The sequence below is a fragment of the Brevibacillus sp. BD137 genome (genome assembly GCF_041644655.1).
GTDB classification, from domain to species: domain Bacteria; phylum Bacillota; class Bacilli; order Brevibacillales; family Brevibacillaceae; genus Brevibacillus; species Brevibacillus brevis_D.
The window spans coordinates 117719-144594 of the sequence record NZ_JAOTNO010000013.1 but is presented as its reverse complement, the minus strand read 5'-3'; the positions used below and the strand labels follow the sequence as shown (position 1 = coordinate 144594).

General features: G+C 49.7%; 21 protein-coding genes. 6 read left to right on the top strand and 15 right to left on the bottom strand.

What is annotated here, in order from left to right; genetic code table 11:
* The first annotated feature begins 1 nt into the window (after nucleotide 1).
* Complete coding sequence (locus tag ODZ53_RS23600; RefSeq protein ID WP_372680480.1) at nucleotides 2–1027, top strand: ThiF family adenylyltransferase; 1026 nt, start codon at nucleotides 2–4, stop codon at nucleotides 1025–1027.
* Between the two features lie 71 nt (nucleotides 1028–1098).
* On the opposite strand, the gene ODZ53_RS23595 is transcribed toward ODZ53_RS23600, so the two are convergent.
* Genes ODZ53_RS23595 through ODZ53_RS23585 form a run of 3 tightly spaced genes read right to left on the bottom strand, consistent with a single transcriptional unit; the run spans nucleotide 1099 to nucleotide 4595 of the window.
* Nucleotides 1099–2163: a sensor histidine kinase gene (locus tag ODZ53_RS23595; protein ID WP_372680478.1), complete on the bottom strand. Its 1065-nt coding sequence runs from the start codon at nucleotides 2161–2163 to the stop codon at nucleotides 1099–1101.
* A complete protein-coding gene (locus ODZ53_RS23590; RefSeq protein WP_142497758.1) occupies nucleotides 2160–2834 on the bottom strand; it encodes a response regulator transcription factor in 675 nt (224 codons plus the stop codon). Before ODZ53_RS23590 ends, ODZ53_RS23595 begins: the two co-directional genes overlap by 4 nt.
* 3 nt (nucleotides 2835–2837) lie before the next feature.
* Entirely contained in the window at nucleotides 2838–4595 is a 1758-nt protein-coding gene (locus ODZ53_RS23585; protein ID WP_372680476.1) for an ABC transporter ATP-binding protein, read from the bottom strand.
* Nucleotides 4596–4882: 287 nt separating this feature from the next.
* Between ODZ53_RS23585 and acnA the strand changes: the two genes are divergently transcribed.
* From acnA to ODZ53_RS23560, 5 genes are all read left to right on the top strand, one after another.
* Entirely contained in the window at nucleotides 4883–7612 is a 2730-nt protein-coding gene (gene acnA, locus ODZ53_RS23580; protein ID WP_372680474.1) for an aconitate hydratase AcnA, read from the top strand.
* 238 nt (nucleotides 7613–7850) lie between these two features.
* Nucleotides 7851–9032, top strand: a complete 1182-nt coding sequence (gene alr, locus ODZ53_RS23575) for an alanine racemase (protein ID WP_372680472.1) — start codon at nucleotides 7851–7853, stop codon at nucleotides 9030–9032.
* A gap of 79 nt (nucleotides 9033–9111) precedes the next feature.
* Nucleotides 9112–10704, top strand: a complete 1593-nt coding sequence (locus tag ODZ53_RS23570; protein ID WP_372680470.1) for an alkaline phosphatase family protein — start codon at nucleotides 9112–9114, stop codon at nucleotides 10702–10704.
* Entirely contained in the window at nucleotides 10701–11156 is a 456-nt protein-coding gene (locus tag ODZ53_RS23565) for a hypothetical protein (protein ID WP_372680468.1), read from the top strand. Before ODZ53_RS23570 ends, ODZ53_RS23565 begins: the two co-directional genes overlap by 4 nt.
* 70 nt (nucleotides 11157–11226) lie before the next feature.
* The gene (locus tag ODZ53_RS23560) at nucleotides 11227–11550 is read left to right on the top strand and encodes a DUF3892 domain-containing protein (protein ID WP_372680466.1); all 324 of its coding nucleotides are present in this window, start codon (nucleotides 11227–11229) and stop codon (nucleotides 11548–11550) included.
* Nucleotides 11551–11633: 83 nt separating this feature from the next.
* Here the strand turns inward: ODZ53_RS23560 and ODZ53_RS23555 are convergent, their stop codons facing one another.
* The 12 genes from ODZ53_RS23555 to ODZ53_RS23500 form a co-directional block, all read right to left on the bottom strand.
* The gene (locus tag ODZ53_RS23555; protein WP_015892444.1) at nucleotides 11634–12137 is read right to left on the bottom strand and encodes a DUF4188 domain-containing protein; all 504 of its coding nucleotides are present in this window, start codon (nucleotides 12135–12137) and stop codon (nucleotides 11634–11636) included.
* A 9-nt stretch (nucleotides 12138–12146) separates the two neighbouring features.
* Nucleotides 12147–12779, bottom strand: a complete 633-nt coding sequence (locus ODZ53_RS23550; protein WP_372680464.1) for a TetR/AcrR family transcriptional regulator — start codon at nucleotides 12777–12779, stop codon at nucleotides 12147–12149.
* A gap of 122 nt (nucleotides 12780–12901) precedes the next feature.
* Nucleotides 12902–13648 carry an IclR family transcriptional regulator gene (locus ODZ53_RS23545; RefSeq protein ID WP_015892448.1) on the bottom strand — a complete coding sequence of 249 codons (747 nt, stop codon included), beginning with the start codon at nucleotides 13646–13648 and terminating at the stop codon, nucleotides 12902–12904.
* A gap of 186 nt (nucleotides 13649–13834) precedes the next feature.
* A complete protein-coding gene (locus ODZ53_RS23540; protein WP_372680462.1) occupies nucleotides 13835–14659 on the bottom strand; it encodes an aldo/keto reductase in 825 nt (274 codons plus the stop codon).
* A gap of 84 nt (nucleotides 14660–14743) precedes the next feature.
* Nucleotides 14744–16375, bottom strand: a complete 1632-nt coding sequence (locus tag ODZ53_RS23535; protein ID WP_372680460.1) for a hypothetical protein — start codon at nucleotides 16373–16375, stop codon at nucleotides 14744–14746.
* A gap of 36 nt (nucleotides 16376–16411) precedes the next feature.
* Nucleotides 16412–18511: a phage tail protein gene (locus tag ODZ53_RS23530; protein WP_372680515.1), complete on the bottom strand. Its 2100-nt coding sequence runs from the start codon at nucleotides 18509–18511 to the stop codon at nucleotides 16412–16414.
* 33 nt (nucleotides 18512–18544) lie between these two features.
* Nucleotides 18545–20788 carry a putative baseplate assembly protein gene (locus ODZ53_RS23525; protein ID WP_372680458.1) on the bottom strand — a complete coding sequence of 748 codons (2244 nt, stop codon included), beginning with the start codon at nucleotides 20786–20788 and terminating at the stop codon, nucleotides 18545–18547.
* Between the two features lie 17 nt (nucleotides 20789–20805).
* Nucleotides 20806–23880, bottom strand: a complete 3075-nt coding sequence (locus tag ODZ53_RS23520; protein WP_372680457.1) for a putative baseplate assembly protein — start codon at nucleotides 23878–23880, stop codon at nucleotides 20806–20808.
* A gap of 46 nt (nucleotides 23881–23926) precedes the next feature.
* The gene (locus ODZ53_RS23515; protein ID WP_015892455.1) at nucleotides 23927–24328 is read right to left on the bottom strand and encodes a GPW/gp25 family protein; all 402 of its coding nucleotides are present in this window, start codon (nucleotides 24326–24328) and stop codon (nucleotides 23927–23929) included.
* A gap of 16 nt (nucleotides 24329–24344) precedes the next feature.
* On the bottom strand, nucleotides 24345–25070 hold the full coding sequence (locus tag ODZ53_RS23510) for a phage baseplate assembly protein V (protein ID WP_372680455.1): 726 nt from the start codon (nucleotides 25068–25070) through the stop codon (nucleotides 24345–24347).
* Nucleotides 25067–26182: a phage late control D family protein gene (locus tag ODZ53_RS23505; protein ID WP_372680453.1), complete on the bottom strand. Its 1116-nt coding sequence runs from the start codon at nucleotides 26180–26182 to the stop codon at nucleotides 25067–25069. The genes ODZ53_RS23510 and ODZ53_RS23505 overlap by 4 nt, the downstream gene beginning before the upstream one ends.
* Nucleotides 26183–26189: 7 nt before the next feature.
* Nucleotides 26190–26825: a CIS tube protein gene (locus ODZ53_RS23500; RefSeq protein WP_372680451.1), complete on the bottom strand. Its 636-nt coding sequence runs from the start codon at nucleotides 26823–26825 to the stop codon at nucleotides 26190–26192.
* Between the last annotated feature and the right edge of the window lie 51 nt (nucleotides 26826–26876).

Below are 26876 nucleotides of genomic sequence, written 5' to 3'. Positions count from 1 at the left end.
CTTGGATACTCGCTATTCCCGTCAAATATTGTTTCATCCGATCGGGCGCAGTGGACAAGAAAAACTCGGTCAAAGCCGTGTAGCCATTGTCGGTATGGGAGCGCTCGGAACGGTTCTCTCCAATCATATGGTTCGGGCTGGAGTAGGTTTTGTCCGCATCATTGACCGCGACTTCGTCGAGCCGAGCAACCTACAGCGTCAAATGCTCTACGATGAATCCGATGCAGCCGAGCATTTGCCAAAGGCAATCGCCGCCCACGCCAAGCTGACGAAGATCAACTCAGCCGTTACCATCGAACCGATCGTCGCAGACCTCACCGCTTACAATGCGGAGGAATTGCTGGCAGATGTCGATCTCGTTTTGGATGCGACAGATAATTTTCAGGTGAGATACCTCGTGAACGATGTTTGCGTTAAACATAGTATTCCGTGGGTGTATGGTGGCGCTGTGAGTGCGACCGGAACCTTTACCGCGATTCGTCCGGGAATCACACCTTGCTTGCGCTGTCTTTTCCCTGAAGCGCCAAACCCGGGTGAGATGCCTACCTGTGACACGGCTGGCGTCATCGGACCGATCATTCACATCGTCGCCTCCTATCAGGCAACGGAAGCATTCAAACTGTTAGTAGGCGCAATCGATGAGCTCAATCCGAATCTGGAGCACTTTGAGATTTGGCATAACCGCCATCAGCAAATCAAGGTGGTCAATGCCCGCCGAGACGACTGTCCGACATGTGGGGAGAAGCAATTTTCGTTTTTGCAGCCGGATACCCAAGATGGACAAGCCGTTTCGCTTTGCGGTCGAGACACCGTACAAATCTCACCCGCCGCTGCAATGACACTTGATCTGTATGCATTGGCAACTAGACTTTCCCCTTTGGGACAAGTCGAACAAAACAAGTTTTTGCTTCGTTTCCGTGTTGATACGTACACACTCGTTATTTTCCCGGATGGTCGCGTCCTCGTGCAAGGCACAGATGACGTCAGCCTGGCACGTTCGCTTCATGCCAAGTATATCGGCGCGTAACTGGTCTACTGGTCTACCTGTAATAAAAATAAGCTGTCCCAGACCGTCACTCGGACGAAGGGGCAGCTTTTTTATGCCGTTTGAACAAAGGTAATCGTAAACGTGGTACCTTTCCCTTCTTCACTCTCAACGACGATCGTGGCATGATGCAAATTGATTATTTTTTTCACGATTGCCAGCCCCAGGCCGCTGCCCGAATTGGCTCTGTTTCGCGATAGGTCCGCCTTGAAAAATCTTTCGAAAATGCGCTCCTGATTTTCCTTGGATATCCCGATTCCCGTGTCGGTTATTTTCACGAGCACTTCTCCATTTACCGTCTTCAGCTTCACGCTGATTTTCCCGCCTGCCTCCGTGAATTTGATGCTGTTGCCAAGTAAGTTGGTCCAGACTTGACTCAGCATATCCTCGTCAGCGACGATTTCGACTTTTTCCAGGTCTATGTCCATTTCAATCTCTTTCGCCATCCATTGCGGCTCGCAGGCGAGGATGAGTGCGCGTAGCTGCGTGTCCAACCGATACCGCTTCCGTTCTAAATCATGCTGGATGCCCTCTAGCGCAGTGAGCTTAAGCAGGTTGTCGCTGATCTTGGACAGCCGCTTGCTTTCCGATTCGATAATCTCCAGGTAACGAATGCGCTCTTCTGGGCGAAGTCTTTCATTATGCAGGGCGCGAGCAAACCCGCTAATGGACGTCAAAGGTGATTGAATTTCGTGGGAAACATTGGAGATGAACTCCTGACGCAGCTTCTCCATTTCATTTAATTGTTCCGCCACATGATTAATGCCGTCCACCAGCTCCCCCCATTCATGTCCCAGCTTGATGTCGAGATTGACTCGAAAATCCCCCATGGCAATTCGTTTGAGTGCATCAATCAATGGTTGAAACCTGCCCCGATGCCTTGACATGGTGAAGAAAGAAATAATTATCCCAACCCCAATAAACAATAGGCAGTTCAAAACGGAATGGATCAACACTTTTACAAGATCATTGGGATGATAGCCCATATAGCTATAAAAGAGAGTCGTAATCCCGTATGCACCTAGCCCGCACAAGGCAAAAACAGCACATATGCCCACAACTCCTACGATTTTTTTCAGCAAAATATAGGAATGTTCGTCTTGTCGCCTCTTTTTCATACGACAATTTCCAATCGATAACCAAGTCCCCGGACCGTCCGGATCAAAAAGCCGTACATCGCTTCCGGAAAACGCTCCCGCAATCGGTTGATATGCACGTCTACTGTCCGCTCATTTCCTTCAAAATCATAGCCCCATATTTGTTCGATCAGCTGCTCACGGGAAATGGTCTGCCCGGGATAGCTGGCCAGTTTGAACAACAGCTCGAACTCCTTTAGTGGAATCGTCCATGTTTTCGTGCCACTGGCGACTGCAAATGTTTTACGATCAAGTATGAGTTTTCCTGCTTGAACCTGATGCGAAGCGGCAATCCGGTAGCGCTTGAGCAGCGCTTTTACCCGGACGACCAGCTCCTGCGGATCAAACGGCTTCACCAAATAATCGTCTGTCCCTAACTCAAAGCCTTTGATTTTTTGCGAGGTCTCTCCCTTGGCAGTCAGCATGAGCAAGGGAAAATCATAATGCTCGCGAAGCTTTCGGCACAGCTCCCAGCCGTCCATGTTCGGCATCATGATGTCAAGAATCACCAGTTGGGCGGCAACCGACTCCAGTTTGTCCAGTGCCTCCTGTCCGTCAACGGCTTCCACTATCGTAAAGCCTTCATTGCGCAAGAAGACGCTGACGAGCTCGCGAATATGCGGATCGTCGTCGACTACCATAATCGTGGTCACGTTCTACACCCTCTCTTTTACGAGCAATTGCTGACTAGCCAATTCCCGGTACATCTCATGGGTTTGATAAAGCTCTTCATGTGTACCCATACCTGTGATTTTTCCCTTTTCCAAAAAGATGATTTGATCTGCTTCCACCACAGTCGACAAGCGATGGGCAATCACAAGGGTGGTACGTCCCTTCATCAAATTTTGCAATGCCTTCTGGACAATCATCTCGGAATTGCTGTCCAAACTAGAGGTAGCTTCATCCAGCATCAAGATTTGCGGGTCGCGAAGCAGTGCACGGGCAATGCCGATTCGTTGGCGCTGTCCACCCGATAGCTTCATGCCTCGCTCCCCTACTTCTGTCTCATAGCCATTCGGCAATTCCTCAATAAATTGATCCGCATAAGCCATCTTTGCCGCTTCCTTCAGCTCTTCGTCGCTAATCGTCCGTGAAATCCCGTAGCAAATATTTTCTCGGATAGTTCCGGCGATCAATGGACTTTCCTGGGACACGTAGCCGATTTGACTTCTCCATGACTTCAAGGAAAAATCCGTGACGGGATCATTACCCAGCCTGATTTCTCCACTGATTGGCTGGTAATACCTTTCAACCAAGGAAAACAACGTCGTCTTGCCGCTGCCGCTCGGTCCGACAATCGCATTTACTTTTCCGGCCCCAATCGTGAAGCTGACATCATCGAGAATCTTTTCCCCGTTCTCATACGCGAAGCTCACTTGGCTCAAATGGATGGGCAGTCCCGCGTTTTCAAGCGTCTGTCCTGTCAAAAGATCTTCTTCTTCGGCGTCGAGAGTCGCAATGATTCTCTCAGTTGCCCCCATGGCTTTTTGTAACGAGGTGAAAAACTGTGTGAATTGCCCCAGCGGGATGATAATTTGCACCAGATACAAAATAAACGCGACCAGTTCACCAGCTGTCAATGCTCCCATGGACACCCGCATGCCACCATAGCCGATCACAACCACGAGCAGCACCATCAGGATAAAGGACATTAGCGGTCCAATGACGGCTTGGACTTTTCCTTCTCTTAACCCGAATCGGAACAAATTTCCGATTGCCTTTGTTCCCATTCCCAGTTCGTGGGTTTCGGCATTCGATGATTTGACGAGCCGCATCTCTTGGAGCACTTGATTCATAATCGTTGTAAAGCTGGCAGTCTCATTTTGCAGACCTTTCGAAATTTTGTACATCTGACTGCCAAGCGGCATGAGAATCCCGATGCACAGCGGTACAGCAATGAGCATGGTTAACGTCATTTGCCAATCGAGGTAGAGCAAGGTCACCACAGAACCAACAATCGTGATCAATCCTGTGAAAAAGCTGGACAGGTGCTCTGTAATCAGGCTTTTCACAACGCCGGTATCGTTGGTCATTCGACTGATCGTATCGCCTGTCCGGTTGTTATCATAATAAGAGATCGGCAGGACGAGCAATTTTTTCCATAGTCGTTCACGGAGTGAGGCCACCACACTCTCGCCGACATGATTTAATAAGTAGATGGATAACCCGCCTGCAATGGCTTGTGCGACAAAGGCAACAATCAATAGAATAATTTGTGGTGTGGTGATCGTAGACAGGGAAAAACCGTCTACCAAATCCTTCGTAAACAGTGGAATCACTAAGCTCACCAGTGTGGTGGCGATGCTCATGAACAATGCGACACCGATTTTTAGCTTGGATGGCTTTGTTCCCCTTATTAATCGAAAAAAAGGCCGCCAGTTTCCCCATTTCGCTACGCTATTGGTTTGTTCCATTCGTTCATTTCTCCCCTTTTTCCTCCTCATTTTCACTTACAAGTGATAAGATACTGCATGAATGTAAACGAAATATAAACGGGATAATATTGAAGTGCGTGCAATTATCTTCTTTCTAATAAGAAGACGTTTCTGATCCAATTTTCTTTACCTGTGATTTTTGTATATAAATGATGAATTTGGGGTAGAAGCCGGGAAACAAATCGTATATAATAGGTTCGTAATGAAGAAACGAAACAACGTTTCACCAGATGAAACTCCAAGATATTATAGGGAGGTTGTATACATTGGCTAATAAAGATGCTTACAAAGTAAAGTCATCCCTGCAAGTAGGCGACAAGTCTTTTGCTTACTATCGCCTGCAAGGGTTGGAAGAACAAGGATTGGGCGATGTTTCCAAACTGCCGTTCTCCATTAAAGTTCTGCTCGAGGCTGCTGTACGTCAGTTCGATGGCCGCGCTATCACGAAAGAACACGTACAATCACTGGCGACCTGGACAAAAGGCCGCGACGAAAACCAAGAAGTTCCTCTCATGCCAGCTCGTATCGTTCTGCAAGACTTCACCGGTGTACCGGCTGTAGTTGACCTGGCAGCGATGCGCATCGCGATGAAGCGCGCTGGTGGAGATCCAAAACGAATCAACCCATTGGTTCCAGTTGACCTCGTTATCGACCACTCCGTCATGGTTGACGACTTCGGTAACGCGTCCGCTCTGGACAACAACATGAAATTGGAATTCGAACGCAACCAAGAGCGCTACCGCTTCCTGCGTTGGGCACAAACTGCGTTTGACAACTTCCGTGCGGTTCCTCCAGCTACTGGTATCGTTCACCAAGTAAACTTGGAGTACCTCGCAACTGTAATCGCTACTCGTGAAGTAGATGGCGAATTGGTTGCTTTCCCTGACTCTCTCGTAGGTACTGACTCCCACACCACTATGATCAACGGTCTTGGTGTTCTTGGATGGGGTGTTGGTGGTATCGAGGCAGAAGCAGGAATGCTCGGCCAACCTCTGTATTTCGTAACGCCAGAAGTAGTTGGTTTCAAACTGACTGGCACACTGAATGCTGGTGCAACTGCAACTGACCTCGCTCTGACTGTTACGCAAATGCTGCGTAAAAAAGGCGTTGTAGGTAAATTCGTGGAGTTCTACGGACCAGGCCTGTCCAACATCTCGCTGGCTGACCGCGCTACCGTAGCAAACATGGCACCTGAGTACGGCGCTACAATGGGCTTCTTCCCAGTAGATGCTGAAACACTCAACTACATGCGTCAAACCGGTCGTGAAGAAGACCTCATCTCCTTGGTTGAAACTTACACCAAAGCACAAGGCCTCTTCCGTACTGACGAGACTGTTGACCCAGTATTCTCCGAAACATTGGAACTGGATCTGTCCACAGTCGTACCTAGCTTGGCTGGTCCAAAACGTCCTCAAGACCGCGTAGAACTGACTGCTATGAAGGAATCCTTCAATAACAGCCTCCGTACGCCGATCGAAAAAGGCGGATTTGGTCTCTCTGAAGAGAAAATCGCAGCTAGCGCACCAGTTGCTTATCCAAACGGTGAAAAAGCTACGCTGAAAACGGGTGCGGTTGTAATCGCAGCGATCACTTCCTGTACCAATACATCAAATCCTAGCGTAATGCTGGGTGCTGGTATCCTGGCGAAAAAAGCTGTGGAAAAAGGCCTGAAAAAGCCTGCTTTCGTAAAAAGCTCCCTGGCTCCAGGTTCCCGCGTAGTTACACAATACCTGACTGACGCTGGTCTGATCGACTCCTTGGATGCTATCGGATTCAACGTAGTAGGTTATGGTTGCACCACTTGCATCGGTAACTCCGGTCCATTGCCAGAGGAAACCAGCAAAGCTATCGCAGACGAAGATCTGACAGTTGCAGCGGTACTCTCCGGTAACCGTAACTTCGAAGGCCGTATCCATGCACAGGTAAAAGCGAACTACCTCGCTTCTCCTCCATTGGTTATCGCCTATGCACTGGCAGGTACTGTAGATATCGACCTGACTACAGAGCCAATCGGCACTGGCAAAGACGGTCAACCTGTATTCTTGAAAGACATCTGGCCTTCTCCACAAGAGATCGCAGCTGCAATGGACAAAGCGATGAATCCTGCTCTGTTCCGCGCTGAGTACGGCCAAGTGTTCACACAAAACGAAGCTTGGAACAAAATCGACGTTCCAACTGGCGACCTGTACGAGTGGGATGAAAAATCCACGTACATCCAAGAACCGCCATTCTTCCAAAACCTGGCTGGAGAAATCGCTAAGATCGCAGACATCAAAGCAGCGAACACCATCGCACTCTTCGGTGATTCTGTGACAACTGACCATATCTCCCCAGCGGGTAACATCTCGCCAACTAGCCCAGCAGGTCTGTATCTGCAAGCAAACGGCGTAGAGCGCAAAGACTTCAACTCCTACGGTGCTCGTCGTGGTAGCCACGATGTAATGATGCGCGGTACATTTGCAAACATCCGTATCCGCAACCAAGTAGCTCCTGGAACTGAGGGCGGCGTAACCAAATACTTGCCAACTGACGAAGTCATGTCCATCTACGATGCTTCCATGAAGTATCAAGCAGACGGTACTCCACTCGTTGTACTGGCTGGTAAAGAGTACGGTACTGGTTCTTCCCGTGACTGGGCAGCAAAAGGTACATTCCTCTTGGGTATCAAAGCAGTTATCGCTGAGAGCTTCGAGCGTATCCACCGTGCTAACCTGGTTGGTATGGGCGTTCTGCCTCTGCAATTCGCTGGTGACCAAAGCTGGAAGTCCCTCGGCATCGACGGTACTGAGTCCTTCAACATTGTGGGTCTCTCCGATGATGTTCAACCTGGTCAACGCGTAAAAGTGGAAGCAACGAAGAAAGACGGCAGCACTTTCGAATTCGAAGTAATCGTGCGCCTCGATTCCATGGTAGACGTAGACTACTACCGCAATGGTGGTATCCTGCAAACGGTTCTGCGTCAATTGCTGGATGAAGGCAAACCAGTAAACGCGTAAGCAAACGAATAACAAATAAGTTCGTATCAGCACCCACCCAACAAAAAGGGCAGACTCCGAGTATTCGGCAGTCTGCCCTTTTTACGTTCAAAGCCAGAACATGGTCGTCGTTTGCAGGCCCACTCTACACATGGCCTGCTTTTTATTTTCACTTCCTGATAGGCCACGCTTAAGAAGAAGATACGGTGAATACGCATGGAAGAGGGAATTGTTTCCCACAAAAAGGGAGGGATTCGTGATGAAACAGTTGTTTCGCGAAACCTGGATCGAGGTCAATCTAGATGCCATCAAGAAAAACATTCGGGCCATACGCCGGCATATTCCTGAACAGACGAAAATCATGGCGGTTGTAAAAGCGAATGCCTACGGTCATGGTTCTGTTGGAGTAGCCCGCCATGCCCTCGAGTACGGGGCTACTTCTCTCGCTGTCGCTATCCTGGAAGAAGGCATCGTCTTGCGAAAGGCGGGCATTGTAGCACCTATCCTCGTGCTGGGATTCACTCCTCTTTCACGTGTCAAAGAGGCGGTCGCCTGGAATATTGAGCTGTCTGCGTTTCAGGCCGATTGGATCAAAAAAGCCGATAAAATTGTCAAAGCAACCACTTTCTCCAATCGTTTGAACATCCATATCAATGTAGACACTGGCATGGGCCGTTTGGGCGTACGGACAAAATCTGCGTTGCTTTCAGTCGTGAAGGCGTTAACTTCAAGCTCTTCCCTTGCATGGACCGGAATCTTCACCCATTTTTCCACTGCGGATGAACCGGATCACACATTGACCAAAGCGCAACACGAGTTATTTGTTGATTATCTTCGTTACCTGAAGGAAAAAGGCTTCGAGCTTCCGACCGTACACATGTGCAACACCGCAGCTACTATTGCTTTTCCCGAATACAGCGCCGATATGATCCGCCTCGGAATCGGCATGTACGGGCTGTATCCATCCGCCTATATCCGACAACTCTATCGTGTGAAGCTCGTTCCGGCACTCAGCTTGAAATCGCGCTTTTCCTATGTAAAGACAATGCTGACGCCACCGTATACCATCAGTTATGGGGCTACCTACATAGCAAAGCACGGAGAGGTCATCGGGACGGTTCCAATCGGTTATGCCGATGGGTATTCGCGCGCGCTCTCTAACCGGGGATTTGTTCTGTATCGAGGCAGACGTTTGCCAATCGCAGGGCGAGTGACGATGGATCAGATGATGGTCAGCTTGGGGGAAGGCAGTGGAAAGCAAGGCGATGAAGTCGTGATTTATGGGAAGCAAGGAAACCGCGAGATTCCTGTCGATGAGATTGCCGAAATGCTCGGAACGATCAATTATGAGGTCGTTGCCACCCTCAGTAATCGCATCCCGCGCCTCTTTTTGGAAAAAGGGGTGGTTGTAGAGATCTCTCATCTGTTGCCGGAAGGGTAAATGAGGCACGCTTGGAGAATAATTTTTCCCCGAAAACGAAAAATAGGGAAAACCAAATTCGCAAAAAAGGAATGGAAACATGAAGTCGCGATTCACATACGCCATCCTTCTCCTGTTGGCGCTAAGTCTGACTGTGATCAGCTGTAAGCCAGACTCAGCTTCCCAAATCCGTCAGCATAGCCTTAAGGCTCAACCCTCAGCTGAGAAGAACGAATCACAAAAGCCTGTCCTGCTCATTCTCATTGATTCGTTAATGGACAAACCACTGCAAGAAGCAATCCGGCAAGGCCGCGCTCCAGCTTTGGGTTATTTGCTTGCAAACGGGCGCTATTACCCGCAAGTTGTGAGCTCATTTCCCACCATGTCAGTGGCGATCGACAGTACCCTTCTTACAGGAACGTATGCCAATCAGCATCATGTACCGGGATTATCCTGGTTCAGCAACAAGGAAAAGCGAATGATTTATTACGGGTATGGTCCCAAAGAAGGACTAAAGATCGATCAGCCGCAAGTGCTGCTAGATATCCTTCATCAATTAAACCTGGTCCAGCTCAATCCGCATATGAAAACCATCCATGAAGAATTGGCAGAAAAAGGCAAGAATACCGCTTCCATCAATGCGATTCTATGGCGAGGCAAAACGCCGCACACCTTACAAATCCCCCGTCTCATTGATTTCGGCACACGTTTGCCAAGTGAACTAAATGTGACCGGACCTAAATTAATGTCGTATGCAGCATTTGCCCAGCTTGATCCGAATCAAAAGCGTGAAAAACGCATTTGGCGAAAATACGGGATGAACGATGAGTTTTCCGCGCAGGAGGCTGCCTATCTCATCGCCAACAAGAAGCTTCCCCCTCTTACCATCACCTACTTGCCGGAAAATGATATGGAAGTACATAAGAAGGGACCCGCTACGATCGAAGGGATTGAAAAAGCGGATAAAGCGCTTCAGAAAGTACTCGATGCATTTGGCTCGTGGGACAAGGCAATTAAAGAAGCGCGGTGGATCGTCATGGGAGACAGTGGACAGACCCCTGTTCTGGATGACCGCAAGACCGCTACCATTGACTTGCGCAGCTTATTGACCGACTATCGTATAGCCAAAATCAGTCAGCCTGTCACCCATAGTGACCAAGTCGTGATTTCGCCCAATGAACGGATGGCCTATATTTATGCCTTGGACTCGCGTATTCCATTATCCGATATCGTAAAACGCTTGCAGCGTGAACCAAAGCTGGACATCATTGCGCGTAAGGAAGACCAAAAGATTGTCGTAACAGCAGGCAAGATCAGCCGACAGTTTTCCTACCAGCCAAACGGTCCCTATACTGATCCATATGGTCAAACATGGACCTTCGATGGCGATCCGCGTCTGCTCGATATGACGATCAAGAACAACCGGATCACGTATGGGAAATACCCGGACGTTTTGGCGAGACTATACGGCGCGATGAATTCCCATGAAGGCAGATATGTAATCGCCACTGTTCAACCTGGATATGAACTGATTGGGGAAAGTTCGCCCACCCATATTGGTGGAGGAGCACACGGTTCCTTGCACGAGATCGACTCACTCGTTCCCCTGCTAGTAACCGGGACAACCACCGAACCCAAAACTCTGCGTATCGTAGACTTGAAAGATTGGCTGCTGCGCCTGACAACCGAGTGAGTAAGGCAGCTTTTAGAGAAAGGGCGGGTTTCGGAAAATCTGCCCTCTACTCTTTTTATTCCGTCGTCACCAGCATTGCAAAAATAACCTTGCTCGCGAATCGGGCGAATAGCTTTCTGGCGCCGCCCCATGCTTTTGAATTGGCACTCGAAATGGTTGCGCACATCGGTTCACTCGATCCCCAACTGCGTGATAAGCTCATCTACTCCACGTTCTCTCATTGGATAGAGGAAGGTGTGCTCACCCCCAAACAACTGCAAGAACTGCTAGCGATTGCACTCGACGAACAGCATTTATTTTATCGAATAGGTGAAAGTGGGACAGACGCGGTATTACAGGGGCGAATCAATGTGAAAAACTTTTTGCGGAGCCTGTACTATCGCATCCACGACCAGGAAAAATATAAGCGGATTGTAGCGACCTTGCTTCCTCTAAGTTCACAGCGAGCATAGTCCCAGAAAAGCAAAACGAATACATGTTCTCCCCCGTTTTAGGCACCCTACTGATGAGGAGGGATGATACATGGATCAACGAAACTTTGAACAAATTTATGAATCGTACAAAAATGCCGGAGAACAACAGGCGATCCAGGAAAATGAAGATAACAGTCCGCTGACGAATACCGGAAAAGAGCAAATCGTGGCCGTCAGGAAAAACGAAGATGGAGACTTGATCGCCTTTAAAACGGACACTGGTCGAGAGCTCGACTATATCACCGCACTCAACGATGCAAAGGCTGGCAAGCTGGCTCATGTAGACGTGTTTCACAAGTATGGGAGAGACATTCTGCGGAGTGAGCCAGACGGCATCAAGGAAAACAATTTGGATCGCCTGCCTAACTTTTAAAGGCAAAAGGGTCGCCCACAGCAGAAGCGGGGCGACCTTGTGCTTGTTTGCGACTGAATGTAATTGCTTCGAGGTATCTTCTACTATTGAGTAGGAGTAGGGAGCGCTGGCTCGTTCTCACCACCCAAACGGCGGCGTGCCGTCTCCCTTTTTCCCACAGCTGGTAGATGCTCACCCGCCTTGGCCAATCCCCAGACAGGCATATTTCCGTATAGGCATTCGTATTTTCCTGCATCGACCAAGTACGTCTCGTGAAAGATCCCAACCGTTCCATCCGTTCCTACCGCTTGGTTGAACTTCTTCCACGCGCTCAAATGATTGTGGTTTTTTCTCGCGTAATTTTCCAGATGCTCATAGGATCGCCAGTACTGGATTAGGGTGATTTCACGCAGATTAAAATGCGAAGTGTGCCCCAATAATCCTAGCTCCGGGTGCTGATACAACTCCCGCATCATGCCTCCCATCGCATTGGCTACTGGCATCCACTTGTGAACCGCAAGCATACGATTGATTCGCATCCCGATGATAAATACGACGAAAGATCCTTCCATTTGTGCTGTAAAACGCCCCGGAACTACTTTTGCCATCCGACTCCCCTACCTTATCAATGATTTGAGATGCAGCTCGTAACACGCCATATAATCAGACACATGAAACAAATGTGCCGTCAGATAGGCTCCGTAAAACATCGAGAATAGCAAAATAACGGCTTCCTCCTCCGACAGGTGAAGGGCAAGCTGACCATCCTCGGCTGCTTCTTGCACGCACTTTTGGAAAAGCTGATGCAGATCAGTAGCTCTAATGGCTTCTCTCTCCTCATGTGCGGGGAAGCGTAAATGCAATTCGGCATCAGATAGAAGCGGGACACTCGGGTGCATTTTTTGCTCGGCTAAAAAGCTGATAAGGCTAAGCATGATCCCCGGCTGCTTCACACCATCGCTCGTAACCTTGGCAAAAATATGCCGCACCGCTTCCCAGCCTCTCTTGCCAGTACTCTGCAGCTCAATGAAACACTCTGCTTGCCAAATGCTCATGTAATAAACCAAGAGCTCTTCCTTTTGCGGGAAAAATTTAAAGAATGTGACCTTCGATACCTCTGCTCGTTCGCAAATGTCATCCACCAGTACATTTCGGAAGCTCCCGTCGCCTATTAGCTCCAAGGCAGCGTCCAGAAGGGCGAATTTGGTTTTGGCTTTCTTTTTCTCACGTAGTGGTAATGCTTCTGCCATCTTGGACTCCTTTTTTCCTTTTTCTACTTGTGTTTATCATAGTATATAAATTAACTCTGGTAAAGTTTTTTATTTGAGTAACAAAAAGCCAGCACATCCGTGGCGGTGTGCTGGCTTCTTCGTTATTTCATCATTTTTCCCATTCGGTAGGCTGCTTCCATGATGTAAGGCGCATATTGGCTCATTTTTTCAGGAGTCAGGCGGTTGGATGGACCCGACGCTGCAATAGACGCTACCAATTGTCCGTTGCGGTTGAATATCGGGACGGCTACGGCTGCTGTCCCCAGCTCCCGTTCCTCCACGCTAGTCGCGAAGCCTTGCTTCCTGATTTGATCCAATTGCTCAATGAAGGACTCCTTGTTCACAAAGTCAGGCCAATTCGGATCGCTGATGACTTCCTGCAAAATGAAAGGTTCTGCGTAAGCAACGAGTACCTTGCTCGATGCTCCCACCGCGAGTGGCATACGCGCTCCAATTGGCGCCACCCTGCGAATCGGCTGCTTGCTTTGGACTGCCTGTACGCGTATCCGCTCGTTTCCATCCCGCACATACAGACTGATCGTTTCCTCCACCAAATCCCGCAATCGCTCCATCTCCGGCAGCAGCAATGTCGCTGGATCATCGTTTTGCGACAAATTGGCGGATAACTCCCAAACTCGAAACCCAAGTCGATACTTCTCCGTCTGGACATCTCGTATCAGAAACCCTTTGTTCTCCAGCGTTGCCAGCAAACGATGCACGGTACTTTTATGCAAGGAGAGTCGACTCGCTATCTCACTCAGGCCCAGATCCGTCGCGTCTGTAAAACAGAGCAGGATATCCAAAGCCCGATCGACTGCTCGAACGTTTGCTTTTTGTTCTTCTTCCATAAGTGTTTGACACCTGCTTCCTACTTTGTTCCGATCGTTTCATCTGATGAAACGAATATGCTACTTTTCAGTATACGAAAAAATAAAGCATAGTAAAGAGCGAATCCGATTGTCACCTTACAGAATGGAATAAAAAAAGGGCAGCCGACCTGTTACGGCTTCCCTTTTTTATGTTATTTTTTCCCTTTAAAAATCAAAATGATCGGGGTCTGGCCCAAAACGCTTGTTGTCATTTAGGGCAGTGATTTTTTCTACATCCTCTGTGCTGAGGGTGAAATCAAAAACATCTGCGTTCTGACGAATCCGCTCTGGTGTGATCGACTTCGGAATGGTCACCACTTGATTTTCCAAATCCCAGCGAAGCACAATTTGCGCTGGAGACTTGCCATATTTTTGTCCCAATTCTACCAAGAGAGGATGATCGAGATTTCCTTGCATCAACGGGCTCCATGCCTCTAGTTGAATGTGGTGCTCTTTGCAATACGCATGCAACTCTTTTTGGGTAAGCAAGGGATGATACTCGACTTGGTTGACAACCGGAATGATCTCGCTATGTTGGCGCAAATCCTCGAGGTGGTGGCTATGAAAATTACTGACGCCAATCGCACGTACATATCCATCGCGGTATAGCTTTTCCAAGGCTCTCCATGTATCTACATACTTGCCTTTTACCGGCCAGTGAATCAGGTACAAATCCAGCGTATCAGTACCCAACCTTTTCATACTTTCATCAAAAGCCTTCAGCGTTGACTCGTAGCCTTGATCCGCATTCCACACCTTGGTCGTGATGAACAATTGGTCGCGATCAATTCCGGCTTGACGGATTCCTTCGCCTACGCCGGCTTCGTTGCCGTAGATAGCTGCCGTGTCTATACTGCGATACCCCGCCTCAATCGCGGATCGGACGGCCAATGTTTCGTTTCCGTCTTTTGCCTTCCAGACACCCAGACCCAGCCAGGGCATCTTCACCCCGTTGTTCAAAACGGAATGATCTGTGATATGTGTTGCCATTGGATCTCCTCCCGTCTAACGCTGATATGTACTTACATTTAGAAAGTTTAGCATAAATACAGAATGAAGCAAACCGTCCCACTCTTATGAATCTTGAAACGCTACATCCTCTGTCCCCTCTGCCAGCGGTTTGATCGCCCACCACCTGATCCTCGCCCGATCTGTCTGAACAGGTCCCTTCACCTGTACGCCAATCCGAAACGTTCCTTTCTGCGGATAAACGATGACCCCTACGGCAAAATGCGCTGCATCTATCGCATACTCCGAATCATCGAAAACACTGGTATGCCCGTACATCACTTGCTCATGCTGGGAAAGCAACTCATCGATCACATCTGCATGAAAATCCTCCATTCCTGCACTGACATACACGTTCCCTTTTCCGAGGGAATGCTTGAGCTCCTCGGAAAAATAACGATTGCCGATCTTGACTCCAAACGGCCAGTTGGAGGAGTATGGATCAATCGGTATTTCTATCACGCCCGTTGCTACTTGTTCATTTGCCTTTCCTGGTCGGGGCAGACCCAGCTCAAACTGGTAGACAGACGCCAGATTATCGTAGCTCACATCGAACTGCGGCTTATCAGTTGCCGCGATTTCTTTCACTCGCGTGGTCACCCGAAAGGAATCCGCATGGGAGCCTTGCTCGAATGGCCTTCCCTTCTGTCCACGCAACGCAAGCTTTTGCAAAAGCGCTGGCGTATACACGTACTCCCCAAACGGAACAGGAACAACCTTCTCAATCACATAGGTCGCATTCATTTGCAGCAAGCATACTTTTGCCAAATATAGAAAAGGCTGTTCGTTCGCCTGTGTCACATGATCCAACTTGCGATTGTAGTAATCGGATACGAGCCGCTCTACCAGATCGCCTGGCGTGATTTCGATTTTCCCTACAGAAACGAGATCGGTATGCACCAAGCGATCGCCGAGTCGAACCTCTGCCTTGCCACCCAGCACCGCCAGCTCTACCGTACCGCGATCCCAGCCAGCCTTGAGCGGAATGGAGACGACATAATCGGTCTCTTTCCCGTCAACAGGCTCTAAGAAGGATACGCTACCGTCACTGCTTTCCAAGACCGTCAGCCCTGGTGCATCCAGCTTGTATTCGAATTGCACGCGTGACGTTTGTACCGTCTTCTCAATGTGCAACTGCAAGGAAAATACTTCACCTGGATTGACGTATCGCGGAGTTGCCTGCCAAATGCGCACCTGTGGATCTGCATAGAGCAGCACTCTTTGCTCTACCAGTTGTACCCCTTCGATGGATGCAGGATGTGGTGGCTCTTCTTTGATAAAAAGTCGATATCCTTCTGCCACCCGGTTGTATTCAGCCATTTCCTGCTCGACGGTTTCCGATACGGAGAAGACCTGTTCTTTGCCTTTTTCATCATAGGCCAAGCAGACGTACACATTTTTCGCGTAATCGTTGTTGCTAAAGCCTTCCATCATGGACAGCTTCAGCTTCACTGGTTCAGGAAGCACAATTTCCCTCCCGAGATAATCAAGAGCGACTCCAGCCTCGACCGAAATCTGCTTTTCGTCCACAGCGATCACCTGCAAACCGCATACCACTCCACCCCCGTGAAGCAGCCGATTGGTGAGTCGACGCTTGTCATTGAAATAGCGTTGTTCTGATTCGAAATCTCTGACGGTCAACAGCTTTCCTTTGAAATACACATTCCGTTCATGTGGAAAATAACGCAGATTCTTCATCTCGAACACCTCACTTTGCGAATAAATCTCGGCTTCTTACTCCAGCTCTGCATCCAGCCCAATCCTCGTGTCATAATCGATTCGTCTGCTGCGGTCCTTCCCACTTAGCACCGTGTTGTATGGAATAGACAAATTTTGATCAAGCGTAAGGAACGACGGCTCCGTCAAATAAGAATTAATCCCCACGTAGCTATGGAGGTCGGCGTAGATGCCCGGGCGCAGAACGATGAGCTTTGCCTCTGTAAAAGCAGGCTTTTGATCTTCCAAAATCTTTTGCAAAACCGACTGCTCCCGCTCTGTTGTCGCACATTCCTGCGAAACAATCAGACAAAACTGATACGGATGATCCATGTACAAGGAAGAGATTAGCTCGTGCAGCTCCGGGATCGCCTTCATGTCCCTGATTTGAAAATACTCCACGATCATCGGGCGCTCCCCGGTATACAGCTGTACCATCTTTTCCAATCCCGCACGAGTGCCCCGCTCAGCGTATAGCTCCGGTGCGCGACGAACCAGCTCTCGTCGCTGTGCTTCTGTCCAATGCTCATCCCTGCCCATCCCCAACCAAGAAGCGAGCCAAGGGACGAACTCTCCCGGTGTCGTATCAGGATCGAACAACCGTGAGATGGTATCAATCTGTTCCTCCAGCTCCAAGTAAAACGTCCCGAAAAGGGAAAGGAATCGCTCCAAAAAATCAGCACTGGTAGGTTCACTTTGATAAGTCGCTGGTAAATAACGCAAAAATGTGTCACGCGGCGAGTAAATCCGCATTTGCCTGAGCAACGGGGAATGGCGGTCCGTTCCAAGCCATTCGATTTTGAGCCACAAATAGCGGCCTTTTGCGGAATGAAACAGCGCATCCGAAGCGTTGATTACCGGCTCTGACCATAGATTGGCCGTCCTTTGCAGCTTGGTTCTCCAGTCCATGTCGGGTGCCAGCAAAACATCATCCAGATTGCGAACGGCTCCATCAATCACATGCTCTTTTCGATCAGAAGAAAACGTCGAGATGAGTAACTGTGTTTCTTCCGGTATGTCTGCTTCCAGCGTGAATTTATGCCACACTGTTTCATATTCCGTGCTATCCAATGCACGAGAGAAGTAGATACCCATCGGTATTCCCGTCGCATCCAGATTGGACGTTCGGGAAACGAGTCTCATCATCGTCAGAACATTTTTCTGCGCGTCCCAAACATACAGCCGTTGCTGGTTATCAAAAACGAGCTTGTCTGCTCGGCCGTGGTAGTTGGTCAACGGCGCAAGTGCTTCCCCCGTTGGTTGAAAACGTAAAATGAATCGGGTATGATCATGAGCCGAATCGATGGAACGCCGATCACCCACATAGAGAATGGGACCTGGACCTACTGCAAATCCCGCGGGCTTGGTGCCTGACGGGATCGCCAGGGTGCACACATCTGCGCCTTCCGAAGAGAACCGAAACACTTGATTCGTCTGTGCCCAAAAGAGATAGGCCTTGCCCGCTTCGGCAACAGACAGGCGAAACAACCTTCTTCGCCTGATCTCACGGAGTGTAGCTGTCTCTTTTACTCTCAATTCCTCATGCGCGTATGTAGCGTCTATTTTGCCTGCCCGATTCAGCCGAAGGACGACGACTTGTGTTCCCGCCGCGATTTCCTTCCGTTCGTTGTCTTGATCTACGACCACAGGTGTCGTGATGTAAAGACGTCCTTCTTCATCCAGCCCTGCATCCAAAGGAAAAAGCCTCTGTTCCTCCCCCTCCTCCCGGCTCCAAACGCACTGGCCGTTGGCTATGGAATACGCACCGACTTTTCGCCTTGCTTCGGGGTCGAGGATATACACGTATTCATCGTCAGCGACGAGAAACGAGTCTTTGGAAAACAACCCCCGTCCAGCGCGAAACACAGTCTCCTTGAAGTTGTTGCCGTCATCATAATGCGTGATCTGTCCGCTTTCATCCAGCCAAAGCAATGAGCCAACGCGTGCCATGGCAAAATCCAAGACTCGAGAGTGATGTGTCGTCCCAGCCTGATGCACATGATCGATCACATATTCGGGCGATTTGTTAAGCGCAATCCCCTCGTTGGAGACGTGAAGGTTATACCAGATCCCCCGCTGCCAATCAGACGGATTGTTCAGGGAAAAGAAACGATTCATTGTATCCACGCCCACTCCTCCGTTTGTCCCCTTCTATCTTTCTCTATCCAAAACGAGCTCCAAAACATGCTCTCCTGAGTACACCAGCCCATGGGGCGGAATCTGTATATCGCCCCCTTCATCCCTGATGATGCCTGTACCCTCTGCGGAAACCCACAAATCCGTCACGTACAGCACACCCTCGATCTGGTTTAATACCTCGTAGAGATCGCTTTTATAAACAGGCCGACCAAATTCCCAGCCTTTTCCTTGTTGACTCGAAGCATTGTGTAGATCCAATGGTGTCAAATATCGCTGCAATGCCTGTAGCACCATCTGCTTTTTGTCTACAAACGCAGACTCCACCACGATTGTCGCAAAAACGGTCACTTTGATATAAGCTGGAGCAGCCACATGGACCTCTGTCGTCAGCAGCCTTCGTTGTTCCAATTGGTGGCGAACAGTCCGCAGGAAGCCTTCACTTGGCAGTGGTGTCGGCTGATCGCTAAATGGGACGATGACGACAGTCGTTTGAGCGGCTGCGTTTTGCTCGGAAGCTCCCATTTCCCCTACTCTGTACAGGGGGATTGCCTTTGCGCGGGCTACTCGCAATCCAGGTGTCGAGAGAGCGAGGGCCTCATAATCTTCTGCTGTAACAGCCCGCTGCGGTTTTTTCCCTTCCATTCTCATCCTGCGCTTCGCTTGATCAATCGTTTCGCGCTCGCTTCCCCCACTGGCTGGAAGTGGATTCGTCACCTGCGCGGTGGTTTGCTGCCGGGCGAGTGGCAGGATTCGGGTAATTTGGCCTCCTTGCACATTCCCCTTCGCACCTTGGCTTGTCTGACACGATAGGATCCGAATACCCGCCATGCCTTCCAGCCTTTCGGGAATGGCTCCGTGCTCATTGTTGCCAAAGGCAATTTCTGCCCCATCCACATCAGTCAGCATAAAATGGCGATCCTGTGGCCCTGATCGGTCAAAATCAGTGACCAGCCACCAGTCTTCCCAGACGGGAAACGGACTGCCTTCGATCTGACGGGCCACCTGAATGACAAACGTTTCTGGCAAGATCGATTGGACGTTCAACCGAAACACTTGATGTGGCAATCCACTGCTTTCTCCGATGGACCGTTGCCCTGCAAAGTCAATCCGATAGGCGATGACTCGAATATTTCTGCGACCTTCAGGCATTGCACCTCCAAATCCAATCATCGTGGTGCCCTGTACTGGGTCACGCGAAACGCGAAACGAAAATACGCCTGTATCGGCTTGGTCTGGTTCATCTTGATCCCATCCACTTTGCCAATGTTGTCCCATTTTGCATTGAACCTCCACAGTACCTTCATACGATAGCGAACTGGAAAGGACGATCGTCTGATCTGCTTGCCCGGTTCCATCGAACTCCCACACTTGACTGAAGGTTTCGCGTTGGATCACACTCACGGTGTTCAACTCGATTTTTTCCATGCGAGGAGCCAATTCGAATCGACCTGCACGCAATGTCGCACAGAGCCAGAATCGAGGGCGATCATTGGCGGGGTAAAGCATGAGCGGCTTCATTGTCCCTTCCAGCTCGATCAGGACACGTCCCGAAAAGGATAGATTCATCGTTTCATCCGAGACTAGTGGGAACGGACCCCATCCCGTTTCTTGCGTTGGTTCGTTCTGTCCATAGTACTCCCACTCGAGACTAGCCGATGGAACGAAAAGCGCTGTGGGCGTAAGCGGGGCGATTGGGACAGGATAGTCTTCAAACAGGCGCAATCCAATCGAGACTACCTTCCCTACTGGCAGTGGCCGATCAAAGCCTAAGTAAATCTTGTTCCCTATCTTTGGTTCCTGGCCGAATGCGAAGTAGGAAACACCATTATGCGCATTAGATGAACTCACATCCGCCGTCCCGCTTTCTGTATGAACCAGAACACGCTCCAGGTTGGCTGGTACCAGAACAAGCGAATGTTCCGTCTCGAAAGGAAGATTCCCCGCGAACAATCTCGTCTTCTCCGGAAGGATCGCTTCTTCTGACACGTCGAAAAACGTTACATCCGTCGTCGCACATGACTGGTTCTTTGGGTGTACACCCATGAGCTGCAAAAATTTGCGTTCATTCTTTTCCGTGACCCGGTTGAGATAGTATTGCTGCATTTCCATCAACCACGCGAACATCTCCAAAAGCGTAATGCCAGGATCGTGATGACGGTGATCACTCCACTCTGGCTGCAGCTTGGGGATCGCGTTTTTTGCTTGTTCGACGATCTCCTCAAAGTAGCGATCATCCAGATTCTTGGATGGAAGCATAGCGCACACTTCCTTTTTCAATGTTTGGGTGGGTAGGCAGCCTGGCCTTCGTGAACGCGGACGCTGATTCGATGCGCACCCTCTGTGACAATCCCATGTACGATCGTTTCGTATTCAGAAGCGAGCATTTCCTTTCGTTGCCCATTTTCCGTTCGAAATACAGCCAAGGTCAGATGATCCACAAAGCGGACGCCCTTTACGGATTTCAATAAGGCAAATAAGAGCGAAGGGTGCACACGCTGGCCTATTTCCCAGCCCCCACCGTGCAGATTTCCCGATATCGGGTCAAGGAATCGCGCGAGCTTGCCGAGTGTCTCCAGCTCCACCTCCACGATTTCGTCCAAAGACCCCACTGCCAGCTCTGCTGTCACCGCAATTTCCAAGTAGACAGGCTCCCTGACATGAATCCGTTCGGGAGAGGCTATCGTCGCTGCCGCATGTGTCAGCAAGTGGTTCGTGACAGAACGCCGAAGCTCCAAAAATGTTGTACCGAAGCATCCCGCTGCGGGCAATACGATCACAGTGACATGTCCTGCTTCTTTTTGCAGGCGGCTGTTCCGATTCGGCAAACACTTCACCTTGACGATCCCCGGATGCGCTTCACGGACAAGCCATTCGAAATCTTCTGCCGTCACCGCTCGATAGCGATGCTTGATTGTCTGTGGACCGCGCTGCAAAGCTTCCTTCAGCAATTCCCGATTACTTCCTCCACTCGCAGGCACCGGATTGCTGACAGCTTGGACAAACGGAATCGATTGTTCCAGTTGATTCAACTGCCCGGCTGGAAGATTTCCTGCTGTTCCCCCTCCCACCTTATACGTCACCCTCACGGAACCGAGTCCGGTTTGAGGAAGCTCCCTACCGTGTCGGCCATCGCCAAACAAAATTTTTCCGCTAGCACTCTCCAAGCAGTAATGGCGATCATCTGGGCCTGAATCGTGCAGATGCTCAACTCGCTGCCACAGAACCCAGCATTTTTGCTCGTTCCCTTCAGAATCGTAGAGAATCTCCACCCGATTTTCTGGATGCTCCAGCCAGCTCTTTCGTTCACTCGGCAAAAAGAAGCCTGTTTCATCTACCCATACCTCTTCGTCCATGACGGGATGTCGAATCAGTCTGTACTCGGCTTGTGGTCCCTCTGCTATCCGCTCTGCCATTTCATTGCGAATCGTCTCCTGTTGAATGGCTCGTATCGTATTCGGATAAAAGCCCCTTAGCACGGGGTGTCGTGCATCCGAAGCGACTCCTCCCAGACGATTGTCTACGTTGACGGCGCGAATCCAATAACGCTCCCGTTCAAACATTTTGCTTTTTTCCATATCAAAAGGACCAGCAAAACGTACGGTACCACTTTCCGTAAAACCAGCGGTCTGATCAATCGTTTGCAGCTTGGCCCAAGTCGTCGCACCTCTATCTCCTCGCTTGTATTCCCATTGCACAACCGGAGCAGCCCCTGGGGATTCTTCCATTGGTAGAAAAGAAAAGTAGAAAGAGAGCGGCCCTTGTAATGGCGGCTGCTCAAATCCGAAGTAGACGGCGGGATGCAAGCATTCGGACGGCAAAAACGGCTGGAAGCTAGCCTGATGATTGCTTGTACCGACAGGTTGCTGCCAATCCAAGTCGTTCTGTGTGAAAATGGCTTCGGGCTCATGCAGCGACTCGCTGTACGAGTAGGTCAGGCGCATATCTTCCAGCCACGGGGCCATGTATACAGGATTCGGGCCATATAAGCCTTCCACTTGAAGAATTCTTACACGAATCCAATAACCATACTGGGATTGCACAGTTGTCGGCTGCAAATCATCTGGACACGTAAAGGCAACCACAATCTCCTCATCCGAATCAGTGCTGGCAAACAGCTTCTCACGGTCGTCTCCTGACAGAAGCACCATCCATCCGCTGCCATTCCAGTATTCCCATACCACCTTGCTGACCGTGACGGGTGTCGTCGCAGGAGGGGCAAAGGAAGATTCCTTCATGATCCATTTCCATTTCGGTTCCGGCTGTGATAGATGCGTTGCAGGATAAGGCACTGTCTTCATCCGAAAACGCAGGGCAACTGTACTTCCCGGCTTCGTCAGCGCCTCTTCACAGGACAAAAAAAACATGCCATACGGTGCGAGCTGCTCGCCAAACGCAAGGCAACCACTCCCAGAAACCTGCACATCATTGGAGAAAAGCATGTCGGGTGCAAGGCCCTCCGGATCATCTGTCGGCAAATAATCCGTCTTCATCTGGATTTGGGTCAGAGAGGTGCTCCCGCCATTTTTCATCCACTCATGAATCATGCCTGGCTTCACTCGACAACGGAGCCAACGGTTTTCGATTCCTTGCACGTGACTAGACTCCCATTTTTTCCGCTGCGTTTTTTCCAAGCGCAGCCGATTTTGATCAGCCTCGATCTTGTCGAACAAAACCCATTCGCCCTCTGACAGATACGTCCACTCGACCAGTTCGGGATTCGCTAGCTTCTCTGTCAGCAAGGATTCCAGGTAGCGTTCCTGATTAGAAACCATCGTAAGCTGGATCGAAGCACGATCTCCTAAACAAAACAAGTCCTCATGCCCCAAATACCAGCAATGCTCCTGCTGATTAGGCAAAGCCTTGCAGTCAAAGAGAGAGAGCGGTGCATTTGTTCCAAGCCAACTCGTTGCATCTATTAAAAAGTCTCGACTGCCATTGGAAAACAACAGGTCTGTTGGGAGAGAGGGGGTAGCCAGCATAGGCTGATCGGTTTCAAAAACCACTTCATCGCCAAGGGCAGACTTCCCCGAAACTTTTGTGCCCGCTGGAATCCACACTGGCTTTTGCACGCCCGTACTCAATTCAAATGCCAAAAAGGTTTCTGCCGGTCTTGCCTGAGACATTCCGACACCAAGCATATTGAGAAAAGCGATAAAATTTCGCTCCGGGACTTGATTCAAACGCTCACGATTATTCATCAGCATGTCTGCGAAAAGGAGAAATAAAGCCGTACCTGAATCAGGATCTTCTGGCGTGAAGCGCCACTCCGGTGTGTAGAAGGGCACCATTTCGCGCATTTTTCGGATGACTGCCTGCATATCCCGCGGATCGACCAAAGGTGGCTTCACATTACCCACCTCCCTTCCTTTTTTTCACGCGACTGTGATTCTTGCGCTATCCATGTGGACCGAGACGATGGACTGGATACAATAGCTGATACCCTTTGTTTGTCGCACGTACGGTATAACTGATCGTAACGTTCACCGTTTCGGAATGAGTCTTGTCGACCTTCGCCTCCACCTGCACATCCCGCACACGTGGTTCCCAGATCATGATCGCTTCTGCGATGTCCGACTGGAGCAAGGCCAGGCTCGTTCCGTCCGTGCCATCAAACATGAAGCCTTGCAATCCGCTCCCGAATTTCGGTCGCATCACACGCTCACCCTTTGCTGTGGAAAGAATGATGCGAATGGCTTCTGCGATGTCATCCTCGTAGTCGGACAAACGAATACGGCCTGTAGCCTGATCCACCTGAATAGGGAACTTCCATCCTTTTTCACCGAATGGCTGCTGCATGGAATCCCCCCATGAATTAATTCAATTTGATCACCGAACCGTTGATGGCAACAATACCGTCAGATTTGATGTTCAGGGACGCTCCTGCTTTAATCGACATGGCTCCCTGTGCCTCCAGATTCAGCTGGGTGGACTTGATTGTCAGTGATGTGTCTGACTGAATGGTCACTTGCCCTTTTGCATTCAACGTAATCGAACTTGAGCCGCTCTTCACCGTAACTTCATTGGCGCTGCCGCCTTTGATGGAGATTTGGTTGTTTCCGCTGCTCTCCGTCAGCACAATACTCTCATCCTTGTCCGACAGCTCCACCTGTTGTCCTTTTTTCGTGGCAATCGTGATCTTCCCGTCATTGGGATCATCGCCAAAAATCACTTCATGGCCTGCTCGGGTCGTGATTTTTCGGATGTTGTTTTTCTCCGCCATTTCCGGGCCTTTGTTTTCCTTATTCCATAACATCCCGATCACAAATGGCTCGCGTACATCTCCCCAGTGAAAAGCGACCAGCACCTCGTCACCTACCTCCGGAATAAACAGGCTGCCGCGATCTTTTCCTGCAAAAAGCGTGGCAATCCGCACCCAATCTGTCTCCCGCTCGTTATCCACCAGTGGCAGCTTCAGCTTTACACGCGATAGCTTTTCCGGGTCTTCGTTGTTCGTCACAATGCCGACAATGACACCGTGAATCCTTGCCCGTTCTTCTTCTGTGATTTCATCCTGGTAGAACCAATGATCAAAGCTCATATCGTATTTCCCTTCACTTGAAACGTCGTGACATAGCCAGATGCCACATCGATGGTGTGTGTAACAGATGTGATGTAATAAGGTTGACTCAGCTTTTTCCCCATGCCCTCTAGTGTGATATAACGGCCAGCACGAATTTCTGGCAGACCAATGGCCTCACAGTTGCCGTCGAGAAGGTTCATGGCGAGTTGATTCAGGCGTGCCTTGGCGACTGCTTTTATCTCCTCAGGTGAGTCCAGCTTTTTCGTAGACTCGTATTTATCAAAATAATCACCGATTGCTCGCAGCAGATCAGCGCTTGTCTTCGAATTCGTCCCGAGCTTCCCGATATCTGCGCTCGTTGCTTTCGCTTCCTGAAGCACCGTTGTTTTGTCCTTGTCTACCCATCGCACCGTATAGGAGGAGGCTTGAGAAGCAATGTTGACATCGACGGAAAAGCTGCGCAACGAAACTCCCCAAATCAAGGTAATGACCGGTGTCATGTTGCTCAGTGGCTTACGGAAATACAAGTTCTTCCCGACGATAAAAAAGTCGTAGTTACAAATTTTCGCAAGACGATTGATAAACTGAAAGTCAGTCTCGGACACCGTCTTGGTAATGGTCTCGATTGTCTGAACCGTATCATCCACATGCGTCGACAATCCGTATTTTTGTCCCAGCTCTTTCACGACATCGCTGTATTTCTTTTTATTCCAAGCGGTAGACTTGTTATCGACCATAAGCAGGAACGATTTGTCCATCCCTTTTACCGTTATGGTAGGCGTCTCCTCGCATGAAAACGAAACGGCTGTAATATGTCCGTAAAAGAGGCTGGATAGCTCGGTTCCATAGCCCAGCTGAATTTCAATTTCGTTGCCAGGAACCAAAAAATCATCTACCCAGCGGAACTCCCACGCTGCCGTATCAAAAGCATTGGTTACCGAAAACGAGAACGTATCTGCTTTACCTTCCAGGCTAGAGTTGATCGTTGCTTTCGTAATGGCGACACCTACCTGGCTGATGAGCTTTTTCCCTCCAACGAGTATTTCCAAGGCTGGGGAATGAAAGTTGTTGTATGTTTGGCGCAGGTCATCGAAGGAATGGCGGTCTGTCGTCAATTTCAATTCGCTCATGCCTTCGTCACCTCACTAGTGGCACATGCAGCGTAGTAGCCGGTTTTAGAAGTCTGGGATTGTCAATCTGATTGGCGTTCGCAATGTTACGCCATTTCGACGCATCATTGTACGAGCGATACGCCATCAAGTGTAGCTGGTCTCCTTGGTTGACCATTTGTTGTGCGACCTTTTCTCTTGCAGTCCCGATATCGTCCGCGGACTTTTTCACGCTCGTGCCTTTAAAGGTGACGCCTAACGTAGCTCGTACCGGTGTCCCGTGATCGAGAAACATCGTAAACCGCTGCGAAACCTTTTCAACAACACCGGTGAATTGAAAGCTGTCCCAGACGAATTTGCATAGGGGCGGCGTACTGATTTTCTTTTCTACGGCCATCAGTCCCAGCACCTGATTCGTGAATGCACGCACGTCTACCCCAGCTTCGTATGTATCAAAAAACAAGTCGACCGATAATGTCTCGATATCACCGCTCGTGAACATCCCGACTGGTACCGATTGCCCCAATATCTTTTGCCAAGAGTAGTTATTGGAAGCATCGACCTTGTATTCCGAAGGGTTAAAGAGAACGGAAATACTCTCTTTGAAGTCACCTTGCCCATTGCGATCCACTAAAATTTTGGCCTTTTTCTCCTGACCCATCATTGGCTTTTGCCTCTCTTTATCGAAGAAATAGTCGTCTGTGAGTACGGAAAT